This window comes from Streptomyces sp. NPDC048415, from assembly GCF_040651675.1.
Lineage (GTDB): Bacteria > Actinomycetota > Actinomycetes > Streptomycetales > Streptomycetaceae > Streptomyces.
In genome coordinates, this window is sequence record NZ_JBEZKJ010000087.1 from 22027 (window position 1) to 35060 (window position 13034).

13 protein-coding genes and 2 pseudogenes are annotated in these 13034 nt (G+C 68.6%); 7 read left to right on the forward strand and 8 right to left on the reverse strand.

Features of this window, described 5'->3' with window-relative positions; genetic code table 11:
- Nucleotides 1–54 precede the first annotated feature (54 nt).
- From AB0D27_RS36260 to AB0D27_RS36280, 5 genes are all read right to left on the reverse strand, one after another.
- A complete protein-coding gene (locus AB0D27_RS36260) occupies nt 55–861 on the reverse strand; it encodes a hypothetical protein (RefSeq protein WP_362517183.1) in 807 nt (268 codons plus the stop codon).
- Between the two features lie 24 nt (nt 862–885).
- Nucleotides 886–1071 carry a hypothetical protein gene (locus AB0D27_RS36265; RefSeq protein ID WP_362517186.1) on the reverse strand — a complete coding sequence of 62 codons (186 nt, stop codon included), beginning with the start codon at nt 1069–1071 and terminating at the stop codon, nt 886–888.
- A 570-nt stretch (nt 1072–1641) separates the two neighbouring features.
- Nucleotides 1642–2007 (reverse strand): PRC-barrel domain-containing protein, encoded by a 366-nt coding sequence (locus tag AB0D27_RS36270; RefSeq protein WP_362517189.1) that lies wholly within the window; start codon nt 2005–2007, stop codon nt 1642–1644.
- A gap of 373 nt (nt 2008–2380) precedes the next feature.
- Entirely contained in the window at nt 2381–2605 is a 225-nt protein-coding gene (locus AB0D27_RS36275; protein ID WP_362517191.1) for a DUF5133 domain-containing protein, read from the reverse strand.
- Nucleotides 2606–2749: 144 nt separating this feature from the next.
- Nucleotides 2750–3685: an anti-sigma factor RsbA family regulatory protein gene (locus AB0D27_RS36280; RefSeq protein WP_362517193.1), complete on the reverse strand. Its 936-nt coding sequence runs from the start codon at nt 3683–3685 to the stop codon at nt 2750–2752.
- A gap of 356 nt (nt 3686–4041) precedes the next feature.
- Between AB0D27_RS36280 and AB0D27_RS36285 the strand changes: the two genes are divergently transcribed.
- On the forward strand, nt 4042–4923 hold the full coding sequence (locus tag AB0D27_RS36285; RefSeq protein ID WP_362517196.1) for an RNA polymerase sigma factor SigF: 882 nt from the start codon (nt 4042–4044) through the stop codon (nt 4921–4923).
- Between the two features lie 108 nt (nt 4924–5031).
- Nucleotides 5032–5457, forward strand: a complete 426-nt coding sequence (locus AB0D27_RS36290; protein WP_362517198.1) for an SsgA family sporulation/cell division regulator — start codon at nt 5032–5034, stop codon at nt 5455–5457.
- 52 nt (nt 5458–5509) lie between these two features.
- On the opposite strand, the gene AB0D27_RS36295 is transcribed toward AB0D27_RS36290, so the two are convergent.
- A complete protein-coding gene (locus tag AB0D27_RS36295) occupies nt 5510–6367 on the reverse strand; it encodes a DMT family transporter (protein WP_362517201.1) in 858 nt (285 codons plus the stop codon).
- Between the two features lie 281 nt (nt 6368–6648).
- Here AB0D27_RS36295 and AB0D27_RS36300 point away from each other — a divergent pair, with 281 nt between their 5' ends.
- Entirely contained in the window at nt 6649–6777 is a 129-nt protein-coding gene (locus AB0D27_RS36300; protein WP_362517204.1) for a hypothetical protein, read from the forward strand.
- On the opposite strand, the gene AB0D27_RS36305 is transcribed toward AB0D27_RS36300, so the two are convergent.
- The gene (locus tag AB0D27_RS36305; RefSeq protein ID WP_362517207.1) at nt 6774–7973 is read right to left on the reverse strand and encodes a beta-1,3-glucanase family protein; all 1200 of its coding nucleotides are present in this window, start codon (nt 7971–7973) and stop codon (nt 6774–6776) included. The genes AB0D27_RS36300 and AB0D27_RS36305 overlap by 4 nt on opposite strands.
- 291 nt (nt 7974–8264) lie before the next feature.
- Here AB0D27_RS36305 and AB0D27_RS36310 point away from each other — a divergent pair, with 291 nt between their 5' ends.
- Nucleotides 8265–9095: an aldo/keto reductase gene (locus AB0D27_RS36310; RefSeq protein WP_362517210.1), complete on the forward strand. Its 831-nt coding sequence runs from the start codon at nt 8265–8267 to the stop codon at nt 9093–9095.
- 75 nt (nt 9096–9170) lie between these two features.
- Here the strand turns inward: AB0D27_RS36310 and AB0D27_RS36315 are convergent, their stop codons facing one another.
- Nucleotides 9171–9464, reverse strand: a complete 294-nt coding sequence (locus AB0D27_RS36315) for a hypothetical protein (RefSeq protein ID WP_362517213.1) — start codon at nt 9462–9464, stop codon at nt 9171–9173.
- A 781-nt stretch (nt 9465–10245) separates the two neighbouring features.
- Here AB0D27_RS36315 and AB0D27_RS36320 point away from each other — a divergent pair.
- The 3 genes and pseudogenes from AB0D27_RS36320 to AB0D27_RS36330 form a co-directional block, all read left to right on the forward strand.
- A pseudogene (locus AB0D27_RS36320) lies at nt 10246–10489 on the forward strand (hypothetical protein); the annotation flags it as partial.
- Nucleotides 10485–10670, forward strand: a pseudogene (locus AB0D27_RS36325) (hypothetical protein); the annotation flags it as partial. The pseudogenes AB0D27_RS36320 and AB0D27_RS36325, both read left to right, overlap by 5 nt.
- Nucleotides 10671–10873: 203 nt before the next feature.
- Nucleotides 10874–12727 carry a M1 family aminopeptidase gene (locus AB0D27_RS36330; RefSeq protein ID WP_362517216.1) on the forward strand — a complete coding sequence of 618 codons (1854 nt, stop codon included), beginning with the start codon at nt 10874–10876 and terminating at the stop codon, nt 12725–12727.
- The last annotated feature ends 307 nt before the right edge of the window (nt 12728–13034 follow it).

A 13034-nucleotide genomic window follows, 5' to 3' on the forward strand; every position in this document is an offset into this window, starting at 1 on the left:
CGACGGCCCGCTTCTGCGTGCGAGCGTCCCCTTGTCCGTCTCGGTTCCTCGCGGCTATCCCTTGCTCTTCACCGCGAACAGTTGGCGCAGGGTCATGTCGGGGTTGTATCCGCAGTTGTACTGGGTGTTCTGCACGATGAAACCGTCCGACGCGGCCTCCTTGTTGCCGGCTTGCGTGGCGGCGGTCAGAGCCGACTGCCGTTGGACGGCCGGGTCCGCCTGCAGCCACTCCCGGCACGTGGCGTCGGCGCTGAGGCCGCTCGACGGGTCGTCCGCCACAACGGACTGGTAGACCTTGGTCCCGCCCCAGATGATGGCGATCACCGCGACCACGGCGACGAGGATTCCGCCGTAGTGGGTGTTGCCACTGTTGGAGACGTTGTGACTGTTGGCCGTGTGGGAGCTGTTGTCGTCGCGGCCGACGACCCTGTTTCCGTTGCCGCTGACCTGTGGGGAGTTGAGGGATCCCTGGCTGACCATCCCCCCGAAGGATGCCTGCGCGGAGGAGGAGTTGCGTGATCCCGTCGTCTCGTCGTTACTCACGGAAGCGGAGAGCAGTTCGCCCAGTTCTCTCAGGGCACGCTCTGCTTGGGGAGATGCCTGGGCGAACTCCCCCACGACTCCGGCCCACCGCGCCTCCACACGGGCGCGTGTCTGTGCCCGCTGGCCGCCGGAACGGGTCCTGATGTCGCGGCGGTCGTCGTTGAGTTGTGCGAGGTAGGCGCTTTCCTCGGCGGGGCGTCCCCGTCCGAGGACCGCGGCGATCCTGCGGGCGGACACATGCCAGGCGTCCGCCGTCATGGCATTCACGATGCCGGTCGCCGCGGCACCGATGAGCGCGGAAATGACAGGTTCGGGCACAGCGACTGGCTCCTTATGGCTGGCCTAGAAGAAGAGAAAACGGAAGCGGCCGCCGCGGAAGACGTAGCGCGCGTAGAAGCCCGCGGCGGCGGCCACCGCCAGTCCGATCAGAGCGCCGCCCAGCTGCCCCTTGAACAGACCGGCCAAGGCGAGGCAGCCGACGATGACGGCGACCAGTGCCCAGAACCCGCCGTAGATGGCACGCGACATGATCTCGCGGGCCCCGAGCAACGGTGCCGCCGGCGTCACCGGTGGCGAGACCGTCGGCGGAGCCGACGGTGGTGGCGGACTCGAGGGTGGCGGCGGCACGGTGGGGCGCGCGTAGCCCAGTTGTGCGTAGAGGTCGGGAGTCGGCAGATGTTGCGTCCGGCTTCCACAACCGAGGCAATGGGAACCCAGCTGACGCCGATGGAAGTGGGTGCACCCTGATTGAAGACAGGTCAGCTGACCGGGCCGCGCCTCCGCGACTCCGTTCGATGGTTGGTCCACGTTCCCCCCTGATCACGGCAGCCGGAAAGCACGGCCTTCCATGACGAGGAGGGCTTCATCCCGGGCTGCGGTGCGTGAAGTCTCCCGATGAGGGCCCCGTCCCGCAGCCCATTAAGGGAAAAGAACATGAAATGACCGCAAGGGAGCGAATCTGTCGCTTTTCACACCGGCCGACGACCGGGGTCGCCCGCGCCGCAGCGGCCGCCCACGGCCCCGGTGGATGCGAGATCCGGGGCTGAGCCGTTCACGGCCGACGGCGGCGGGCCCGAGAACTCTCCGTGCCGACCCCAATCAGGCGGGCTGCCTCGGCGGCAGGCCCCCGTAGTAGCTGCCGACGGTGGCCAAGTACGCGGGATCCAGGGTTTCCCGGTCGGTGCGGAAACCCGGTGCTGACTTGATCTCCTCCCTGGTGCACGTCACGGTGATCTTCCGCGTCTCCATGTCGATACCGGCGACGACACCCACGGGCACCAGGACACTCCTGCCGAACACCCACACGCCGGTGTCGACGATCAGGTGACGCATCCCGGAATCGTCGGCCTGCCGGTCGACCTGCCCTATCGTTCCGTCGGTCGCCTCCACGGAGTACCCCGTGAGATCGTGCACTTCGGGATGGTTGAACTCCGGCGCGTACGACCAGATTCTGTCGACAGTCATCCTTTCCTCCTCCTGTTCCAGGGCTGCGAATACCCTGCTGTCCACTCTGCATTCTGCGGAATCCCGTTGCCTCACGGCGCAGTTGACGCGGATTTCCCTCGGACACAGGTCCAGCTCTTCCAGGACGGGTCCGTTTCCGCATCCTGCCGTCATCATTGAGCGCACGCACCCCGGGCCTCATTGGCCTGTTTCCCTCTCGGAGTCACGTCATGACGGCTGCCCGCGTCCCAGGGCTGATCCTGCCCCTCGTCTTCCTGTGTGCCTTCGTCGCGGGTCTGGTCTGGTACTGGCGTCACCGTGGCGAGTAGTACGGACGTCAAGAAGACGGCGCCACTTCCCCATGGGGTGGTGGCGCCGTCTTCCGCGGGGGCGTTCAGAGGAACGCCGGCCCTCTCTGAGACCCTCCGGTGACCAGGAGCGCGTCGGCGGCGGCGACGGCATCGTGGACGCTGTGGGTTCCCGTCATCACGCAGAGCGTATAGATGACGTCTTCCAGCTCGCGTGCTGTCTGCGGGGTCTCCTTCTCGGCGTACGCGATCTTCAGGGACGCGTACCGCGTCAACAGCTTCCGGACAGCCTTCGGGTCGGGCACGAGCACGGCGAGGGCTCCTCTCTCGTTTTCCGCCTCGTGTTCCCGCCACTCGACGATTCATTCGCAACTCCTGCCCCACACAACCTCTTTGGCGGAATCAGGACGCTGCCGTCGCACACATGGAAAGGGAAACGCTATTCGAGGGCGCGGTCAGCCACGGGCGAGGTAACTGCGCACCGTCGTGCCGAACTCCCCGGTGTGCACGCGGACGAGGTCGGAGACGTAATGGACGAGGAACAGACCACGGCCGCCGATCTGATCGGGGCGCACGGGGCGCCGGCCGACCAAGGAGTCCGTCAGACATCCCTCGTCCTGCACCTCGCAGACGATCTGCTCGCTCTCGGCCCAGATCCTCAGTGTCCCCGCACCGCCACCGTGCACCACGCTGTTGGTCGTCAGCTCCGCGACCACGAGATTCAGATCCTGCGACCGGGCGGGCGTCATCCCCCGCTCCCGCGCCTCACCCATCGCGAAATCGCGAGCGACCGGCAGGAGTTCGGCGTCGAAACGTATGGCCGCCGCTCCGGGTGGGTGGCGCAGCTTCTCGTTGCACCGCGCGAGCACGCCCTCCGGATCGTAGGCCAGGCTGACGCCGTATGTTCCTTGGTTGATCACGACCGGATGCGTGGCGTGCGCGTCGGCGATCACGTCGTGGGAGAGGGCTCGCGCGTCGTACGGACAAAGGATCGTCACATCGCGTCCGCGGAACGCCTCGTTGATCAGAGCTTCGTGCTGAACACACGCGGGGTACTCGGCCGATGTACGGCCGGGCCAGATCGGCTCGCCGATGATGCGTACGTGACCGCCCGGGTGGGCGTCGGCGAACGACCGCAGCACCGAGGCAATGATCCGGCCGGGGTTGCGGCCCGCCTGCGTCATGTCGATCCAGCGGACGTCGGCGGCGCGTGCTCCGAGTTCCGCCTTGATCAGTTCCAGTCGCGGAGCCGGTGCGGCTACCGCCACCGGCTCGCCGGCGGCCAGGCCGTCCGACACGAACGGCGCTGTTCCTTCCACATACTCCCGGTCGCCGCGGTAGAAGAGCGCGGGGTGGACGAAGGGTTCGGCGCGGGATGGCGTACGCGTCATGCCCCCGCCTCCGCCGCCCTCGGTCCGCGGCGTGGGTTTTGGGGACGCGCGCGACCTACGGCGGCATTGCGCAACGGCGCGAGGAGCGACAGCACTCTGTCTTCTTCCGGCTCCATGCCCACGGACTCACCCCGAATCCCAGTTTACGTGGCGGTCGTCGCTCCAGGCCGTCGCCCGGCCGCTCGTGCCCGCCACATACGTCGCTTCGCGCGCTCGCCTTCCCGAGATCTGCCCGCCGAACCATCCGGTGCCGCGGCCGGAAGTGAGCGGTTTACGGCAGCGGGTGGCATGAGCGGCATCAAGGAGGGCACACGGGCAGCGTCATCAATTCCTTCGGACGATATGGGGTGGACGGCATGGCAGCCGTGACGGCAGCGAAGGCCACGGACACGGCACAGCAGGCAGTTACGGCGGAGGAAGAGCCCCTCCCGCAGATCGACGAGCCGCTGAAGATCAGCCCGAAGAACGCCCGCGAACTGTCACGTCAGTTCTTCGACCGGCTGGCCGTGCTGGAGGAGGGCTCGCACGAGTACCAGTACGCGCGCGGCACCCTCATCGAAATGAACCTCTCCCTCGTGCGGTACGCCGCGGCTCGCTTCCGCAGCCGCAGCCAGGGCGAGATGGACGACATCGTCCAGGTCGGCACGATCGGGCTCATCAAGGCCATCGACCGTTTCGAGCTCTCCCGCGAGGTCGAGTTCACCTCGTTCGCCGTTCCCTACATCGTCGGTGAGATCAAGCGTTTCTTCCGCGACACGAGCTGGGCCGTGCACGTACCCCGCCGCCTGCAGGAGGCCCGCGTCGAGCTCGCCAAGGCGACGGAGGAGCTGCGCACCCGCCTCGGACGCACGCCGACCACACGCGAACTGTCCGAGCTGATGTGCCTGTCCGAGGCAGAGGTCATCGAGGCCCGCAAGGCCTCCAACGGCTACAACTCCTCCTCCCTCGACGCCGCGCTCACGGCCGACGGTGCGTCGGACGGGGAGGCGGTCCTCGCGGACTTCATCGGCGAGGACGACCCGTCGCTCGAACTGGTCGAGGATTTCCACTCATTGGCTCCCCTGATCGCCGAGCTCGACGAACGGCAGCGTCGGATCATTCACATGCGCTTCGTGGAGGAACGCACCCAGGCGCAGATCGGCGAGGAGCTCTGCATCTCGCAGATGCACGTCTCCCGTCTGATCACCCGCATCCTCAAGCACCTGCGCACGGGCCTGCTCGACCCCTCGGTCGTCTGACACACCCCCCGTCGCCCGTGCCCGGGGCGAATCCCCCGTTCGGATGAGCATCATGAGAGCAGCGGGGGTACTAGGAGGCTCTACGTTCCTCTCCTGCGGGGGTTTGTCTTGATCACCACGGTGCGCAGAACGCTTGTCATGCAGCTCGATACCGAGACCACGGGGCGCTTCCCGGTGTTGGCTCACCTGAGCTATCACCTGGAGGACCCGTTCGCGGTCACCATGGCCTTCAGCCACGACGGCCGTGTCCTCGCCCGGTGGCGGCTCGACCGGCAGATGGTGGCCGACGGGATGGAGCGGCCGGTCGGTGAGGGCGACGTGCGCATCCGCCCGCAGGCCATGGGCATGTGGCGGGAACTGCGCCTGGAGTTCTTCGGCCGTCCCCACTGCGACGGTGGCCGGCAGCACGCCGTGGTCCTGGCCTGGGCCCCGGCCGTCCTGTCGTTCCTGGACGAGACGCACCAGGTCGTGGCTCCCGGCCACGAGGAGGTGTGTCTCGACGGATTCCTCGCGGAGGTGATCGCCGGGGGCTGACGGCGTGCGGCGGCGGCCGCGTGCAGGACGGTTTTCCGGTGGTCGGCGCCGGCTAGCAGGCCACTTTACTGAGGTGGGGGACGACACGGGTCAGCCGTAGGACGCCCCACAGGATCAGCCCGGCGCCGGCCATCTCGGGCAGGAGCCACCAGCCGGTGCGGACGCTCTCCCCGAACAGGGTGACGCCCAGGAACAGGCTGACCGTCGCGTCGCCGATGGTCAGGGCGGGCTGCGAAGCCGCCAGGGAGCCGGCCTGCAGCGCGTTCTCCAGCAACAGGATGGCGCCGACGCCGGTCACGGCGAATCCGTACGTCTGCCACGCCGCCAGGAAGGCCCCGAAGCCGTGGTCGGTGAGCGTGCCCATGGCCGATTTCAGCAGCGCGGCGGTCAGGGCGTTGCTGATGGCCGACGCCGATCCCAGCACGGCGGCCCGGAACAGCGGCGGGCGCCCCGGCCGCGCGAGGGCGATCGCACCCCCCACGGCTCCCAGGCCCACCACCAGCACCGGGACCCACCGCTCCATCGACGCGTAGTCACGTGCTCCGGAGGGGGCGGCGGAGGCGAGGACCATGGCGAGGCCGGCGACCACACCGGCGACGGCCCACCAGCCCGCGCGCGGCAGGCGCCGGTGCAGCAGCGGGATGGCGATCAGCAGGGCGAAGGGCAGCTCCAGGATGAACAGGGGCTGCACCAGCGCGAGCGGCCCGTTCACGAGAGCCAAGGCTTGGAAGACCGCGGCCCCGACGACCCCGGCGATGCCGATCAGCCAGTCGGGTCGGCGGGCCAGGGCCAGCATGAGCCGCAGTCCGCCGCCGCTGTCGATGTCGGACGCCGCCTTGCGTTGGAACGCCGTACCCATCGCATTGCTGGCGGCCCCCAGGAGAGCGAACAGCACGGCCAGCACCATCACCCTTCCACCATGCCCCGACAAGGAGCCCCGGGCCTGTTCGGGCCGCCGGGGCCGTCCGATCGGGCCCGCCGCCCGGCGCCCAGCAGGGCCTCTGGCGGTGCGGACGCTCCTGCGGGTCAGGGCCGGCGCCGGTGCTTGGGAAGCGCCCGCACCGCAGCACGCCCGAGGGCCACGCGTTGCGCGCGCCGGGGGCTGCGAGGGCGGCCCCTCTGGAGCGCCACCGGCTGCCTTCGCCCTGCTGTATAAAACGTCGCAAACCGCACATCCTGGCGGACGCCGTCGTGCGGACAGCCGACACACCCGTGACGACCCCGCCCGGCTCGGCGACCACGCCCGCCAAGCCCCGCCCCCTCTGTACGGCCTTCACCATGTGCCTCGGCGACGACCGTCCGCTGGACCGCGGCGCCTAGAAAGGCGTCAGTGTGAGCCGGAGCGCGGTGGGCGCGGTGTCCTGGATGTAGGACGCGAAGTCGGCGACGTCGTCGAAGGCGAAGCCGTAGGCCTTGCCGTCCGCGGTCGCGGCGTGGATCGCCTTGGCGTAGTGGTTGGTGAGCTCGGTCCTGTAGAAGTCGCCTGCCGCGGTGCTCGGTTGGGACGGATCGCTGAGCAGAGTGGAACGGTTGAAACCGGCGCCGAGCACCGCGGCGACGGGGCCGGTCGTGCCGTCGTTGGGCGCGGCGAGGTTGCCGTCGCAGAAGAGGACGTCGCGGGTGGAGGGCTTGCCGAAGGAGACCGTGGCGGGGCCGTCGAAGGTGAACTTGTCGGCGCGCACCCGGCCGGTGAACGTACCGGCGTTCGTGGTGACCGTGAGGTCCTTGCCGGTGTAGGTGCTCCACACCTCGTCGATGTAGGGCGCGAAGTAGTCCTTGGCGAACAGGCCCGCGTCGAGGCCGTGACCGGGTGCGATGACGCGTACGTCGTCCACGACCAGCGGGGCGAATTCCTCGATCTGCCGTACGGCCGCGAAGGCGGCCCCTCGTCCGCCCTCGCGCAGGGTGCCCGTGGTCTGCTCCTTGTCCCCGTTGAGCCGGATGCTCAGGGGCACGCTGAACATGTCGACCATCGTCGTGTTGCAGAACATGCCCGAGGCGTTGTGGGTGAACTCGGCACAGTCGTGGAGCACGCCGTAGTTGGGATCCGAGGCGACCCAGCCGGCCGGGTACTGCAGGGCCGCGTTGCCGTTGCCGTCCGCCACGGCCTTGAATTTCAGCTTCTCTCCGAGAGACACATAGATACGGCCGGACATGTACGGCAGCGACAGCTGGGTCTCGCCGCTGCCGGCCAGCGTGAGCGCGTAGTCCGTGAAGCCGTCCGCGCCGTTGTCCGCGAGGGATATGGGCGCCAGGGTGCCGTCCTGGGTGACGCGGACCTGCTTCCCGTCCTGGTTGCCGACGATGTAGACGTGCACGGACGAATTGCCGAACGAGCCGCTGTTGTTGACGATCGTCAGGGGAAGCGAGCCCGCGGCGGCCTTGGCGGAATCGTCCGTCGTTCCGGCAAGGGCGTACGGCGCGATGGCCGCGATGGCGGGGGCGGCCACGGCCGCGGCGCCCAGAGCGACGAAGAGCTTGCGGCGGCTGAGGTTGCGCTGATGACGAGGCGTCATGTGCTGTGTGCTCCTTGGTACTTGCGGGTTTGAGAGCGCTCTCTGGATGGCGGCGGGTGTCACCGATGGGCCCCGATGGTACGCACGCGCTCTTGCCGGGCCAACCCGTCGGCGTACGCGCCACATCCCTTTGACCTGCGGTTGTCTGGGGGAACGCGGAGGGCCGAAGGTCGCTTAATACACGCTTAACCTTCAATTAAGTGCCGGGCGGCGCGAGCCCGCGTCCGCGGGCAGCACTTTTCGGCGCCGATAGACTGGGCGGACCGCACCGAAATGTCGGAAGGGTCGATCGTGATCAGCATCCCGGCGCACACGCTCAACGACGGTACGACGATTCCCGCCCTGGGCCTCGGCACCTGGCCGATGGATGACGCGCAGGCGGAGAAGGCCGTGAGCGAGGCACTGAACATCGGGTACCGCCTCATCGACACAGCCACCAACTATCGCAACGAGACCGGTACCGGGCGCGGCATCGCCCGCAGCGACGTCCCTCGCGAGGAGGTCGTCGTCACGACCAAGCTGCCGGGCCGGCACCACGGGTACGAGGAGACCCTCGCGTCCTTCGCGGAGTCCCTCGGCCGTCTCGGGCTGGAGTACGTCGACCTCTATCTGATCCACTGGCCGCTGCCTCGCGTCGGCAAGTACGTGGAGTCGTGGAAGGCGATGATCAAGCTCCGCGAGGAGGGCCTCATCCGTTCGATCGGCGTCTCGAACTTCACCCAGGAGCACATCACGCGCCTGGAGGAGGAGACCGGCGTCCTGCCCTCGGTGAACCAGATCGAGCTGCATCCCTACTTCCCGCAGGACGCGCTGCGCACCTTCCACACCGACAAGGGCATCGTCACCGAGAGCTGGAGCCCCCTGGGCCGTGGCACCCGCCTCCTTGACGACCCCGCCCTGGCCAAGGTCGCCGACGCCCATGGAGTGACTCCGGGGCAGGTCGTGCTGCGCTGGCACACACAGCTCGGCGCGATCCCCATTCCCAAGTCCGCCGATCCCGGGCGGCAGCGCGAGAACCTCGACATCTTCGGCTTCGAGCTGACCCCCACCGAGATGGCGGCCGTCTCCGACCACCCCCAGCAACGTATCGGCGGAGACCCCGAGGTGCACGAGGAGTTCTGACCGGGACCACGCGTGTGGAGCCCGGCGACGGCGTTGTCGGTCAGGGCGGCCGCGCGGGGCGCACCAAGTGCCCGATCACTCCTGTGCGGCGGTGACGTCGACGTTGACGGTGGTGAGTGTCATCGTGCGGTCGTCAGCCGCCCCGGAGGCCGGCAGCGCGACCGTACGCCGGCCGTTGTCGGTGGCCGCGGAGACACGGTAGGCGGGAGCGTTCTTGGGCACGTTGACCCGGACCGAGCCGTTGACGGTGGCCGCGGTGACGCCGGACGGGGAGATCGCGCAGCTGAGCACCGCGTCGCCGTTCACCGTCTGTGCGTGTACTCGCCTCGCCCGCAGGGTTTCCGCGCGCACGGAACCGTTGCGAGCCACCAGCCGAACGGTGGCGTCCCGTCCCCCTGACCGCGTGACCGTGACGTCGCCGTCGACCGTCGACCGTCGAGAGGTCGAGGGAGGCGGAGACGCCGGCGGCGTCGATGCCGGCGTTGCGCGCCGTGACGGTGACGGAGCTGTCGGCCGCGATGTCGACTTCGGGCATGCGGTGGCACTGTGCGGCGTCCGCTTTCGGCTCCGGGCACGACAGGTCCAGGACCCAGGTGTCGCTTCGGTGGGACCAATGGCTGTGCATCCGCCGGTCGACTTCGACCCGGTCGCCGTCCGCGGGTCGCAGCCGTACGCCGTTGTCCGTGGTGATCACCAAGTGCGCCGTGGCCAGCGAGGCCGGTCGCGCTCCGGACGCGCCCCCTCCCCCCTCGCCGCCATCGCCCACACCGCACGACGCGGCCAGAAGAATGACGGCCGGCACGGCGGCGAGACGCCGCAGGCAAGTCGGTGTCGTTGCGTCCATGCCCGCTCGGATTCCCTCACCGCGCCCCTTCATGACAGTGCGGGCCGGACCGCAGGACGGCCCCGCTCGCAGTCCGGGGGGGGTTGGACCACGAGCGGGACCGAGAGCTCGAGGCTGCCGGGGGGAGGGCATCCACGAGCGGTCTGGGAGTGCTCGTGCCCGCCTTCCCGCGATTTATGCACAGCCGTCGAAATTTGGCATGATCGCGTTCGAGGGACGGCCTCGGCCGGAACGCACACGCCTGGCCGGTAACGTCACCGCGTCACGCTCGGAGGCGCTCATTCCAGGGCGCCCGGCACATTCCGCATACGCCAACCAGGGCCGGAGCCGCCCAATGCCCGGTGCCTCGCGAGCGCGGCCGACCCGGGCCCGGCGGATCTGACGTTCACCACCGACAGCGCCACCACCCTCCCGGGCAGCACGGTGAACCTGTCGATGACGATCACCAAACAGGACCTACGACGTCTGGTTCGTCCACCAGACGATCGAACCGACCTGGCTGACCACCCAGCGGGCCGGTCTGAAGTACAGCTTCACCGGCTGCAGCCTGGACGGCGCGGCAGCCGCCCGAGCGGTTCTGCCACCTCGTCCACGGCGTACCCGAGGCGCTCGTGCCGCTCGCCGTCCGCACCGCCCGCGAACGTGGTGCGGCGGTGTGCGGGCAGGTGACGGGCGAACTTCCCCATCCCTGGGCACGGTTGACGCCCGCTCTGGGCGATACGGGATCGTGAAACCCATCTGAGCTGATGGCATGTCTGGGTCAAATCTGTCACGCTTCCGGCAGTCGTCACCCTGACCCCAGGGGGACGCAGCACACATTCGACCCCAGCGATCGCGCGATCGACGCGCTGTCGCGGCCGCTCCCCGGCGCACCCAAGCCGGCCGGGCGGCCACCGAGCAGGCCGGAATCCCGGCCGCCTCAAAGGAGTTACGTGTGAGACCAACCCCCCGCAACGCCTTCGCAGCGAGCGCATTCGCCGTCGCCGCGTTGGCCGCAGTCTCGCTCCCCATCACCCCGGCGGCAGCCGCCACGGCTCCCCTGGCCGCCGCCTGTACCCCGGCCCAGGTGGTCACCAACGGCGGTTTCGAGAGCGGCACTTCGCCGTGGATCCAGTCGTCGACCAGTGTGATCACCAACCGCGCCGGACAGACCGCGCACGGTGGCACCAGCTTCGCCTGGCTGAACGGTGTCGGCAGCACCCACACCGACACCCTCTCGCAGAGCGTCACCATCCCGTCCGGTTGCAGCAGCGCCACCCTCACCTTCTGGCTGCACATCGACACCGCCGAGACGACCTCGTCCACCGCGTACGACAAACTGACGGCGAAGATCGGCAGTACGACGCTGGCGACGTACTCGAACCTCAACAAGGCCGCCGGCTACGTGCAGAAGTCGTTCGACGTGTCCTCCTTCGCCGGCCAGACCGTGAACGTCGCCTTCACCGGCACCGAGGACTCCAGCCTCCAGACGAGCTTCGTCATCGACGACATCGCTCTCAACACATCCGGCGACACGACCCCGCCGGCCGACTCCACCCGCACGCCGGCCGCACCCTCGTACACCGTCAGTCTGAGCAGTAACACCAGCGGCACCGTCTGGACCGGCCACGAGAGCGCGACCTTCACCAACGCCTCCTCGACCGCGCTCAGTGAGGTGTATCTGAGGCTGTGGGACAACTACCACGGCACCTGCTCCTCGATGCCGATCGCGGTCAGCAACGTCACGGGTGGCACGGCGGGCGCCCTGTCCGTCGCCTGCACCGCCCTCAAGATCGATCTGTCGACGCCCCTGACGCAGGGGCAGACCGCGACGATCGGCTTCGACCTGGGCATCACCGTCCCCAGCGGCGCCGACCGATTCGGCCACGACGGGGCCTTCAGCTTCATCGGCAACGCCCTGCCCGTCCTCGCGGTCAAGGACGCGGCCGGCTGGCACCTGGACCCGTACACCAACAACGGCGAGTCGTTCTACTCCCTGGCCGCCGACTTCAACGTGACCCTCGACCACCCGACCTCCCTGCTGGTCCCGGCCACCGGCACCTCGGCCGACACCCCCGGCTCCAGCGGACGCACGGTCACCAAGGCCACCGCCACCAAGGTCCGTGACTTCGCCTGGGCGGCCGGCCCCTTCACGAAGATCTCCGGCACCTCGAGCGGGGGCACCCCGGTCAACATCTACTCCGTCTCGGGCATCAGCTCGTCCGACGCACAGTCGATGCTCTCCACCGCGAAGACCGCCGTGGACGCCCACGCGTCACGGTTCGGCGCCTACCCGTACGGCGAGCTGGACGCGGTGATCGACAACAACTACTGGTTCGGCGGCATGGAGTACCCGGGATTCGTCCTCGACCTGGTCAGCACCACGGCGCTCACCCACGAGATCGGTCACCAGTGGTGGTACGGGATCGTCGGCGACGACGAGTACAACAGCCCCTGGCTCGATGAGGCATTCACCGACTACGCCACCGATCTCGCGCTGAACAAGACCGGCACCAACTGCTGGAACAGCGTCTCCTGGTCCTCGACGGCGGAGAAGATCACCAACTCGATGGCCTACTGGGACGCCCACTCCTCCCGGTACTCCACCGTCGTCTACGGGTACGGCAAGTGCGCCCTGCACGATTTGCGACGCGTGCTCGGCGACACCGTCATGGCCAAACTCCTGAAGGACTACGCCACTTCGCACTGGTACGGCGTCTCGACCACGGCCGAGTTCAAGGCAGCCGCCCAGGCCGCCACGAGCACGGACCTGACCTCGTTCTGGACCCAGCACCGCATCGACGGCTGACACCGCGACGGTTCACCGCGGGTGACGCCCAATGGCCTCACCCGTGGTGAACCCATGGCCCGGACTTCCCGCTGCCGCCCCGGACAGTGACGTACGGTTACCGAGAGCGGTCGGTGATCGAAGGGGCGGGAATGGCGGAGTTTCAGCATGATCTAGCGCGGAACCCCGGGCGTTCACGCTCGGGAGGAAGCGCTTTTCTGGACTGCTCTGACCCGCGCGCGTGCATGGGTCTGCACTGTTGGCCTCAGCCGTCTACTGCGGGCGCTGCTGGTTTTCGATGTACTCCTTGATGATGCTGAGCGGGGCG

Bases quoted from the DNA above. Each gene is read 5' to 3' on its own strand.
- AB0D27_RS36270 (WP_362517189.1), bottom strand. From the start codon at position 2,007: ATGACTGTCGACAGAATCTGGTCGTACGCGCCGGAGTTCAACCATCCC.
- AB0D27_RS36280 (WP_362517193.1), bottom strand. From the start codon at position 3,685: ATGACGCGTACGCCATCCCGCGCCGAACCCTTCGTCCACCCCGCGCTC.
- AB0D27_RS36265 (WP_362517186.1), bottom strand. From the start codon at position 1,071: ATGTCGCGTGCCATCTACGGCGGGTTCTGGGCACTGGTCGCCGTCATC.
- AB0D27_RS36285 (WP_362517196.1), top strand. From the start codon at position 4,042: ATGGCAGCCGTGACGGCAGCGAAGGCCACGGACACGGCACAGCAGGCA.
- AB0D27_RS36305 (WP_362517207.1), bottom strand. From the start codon at position 7,973: ATGACGCCTCGTCATCAGCGCAACCTCAGCCGCCGCAAGCTCTTCGTC.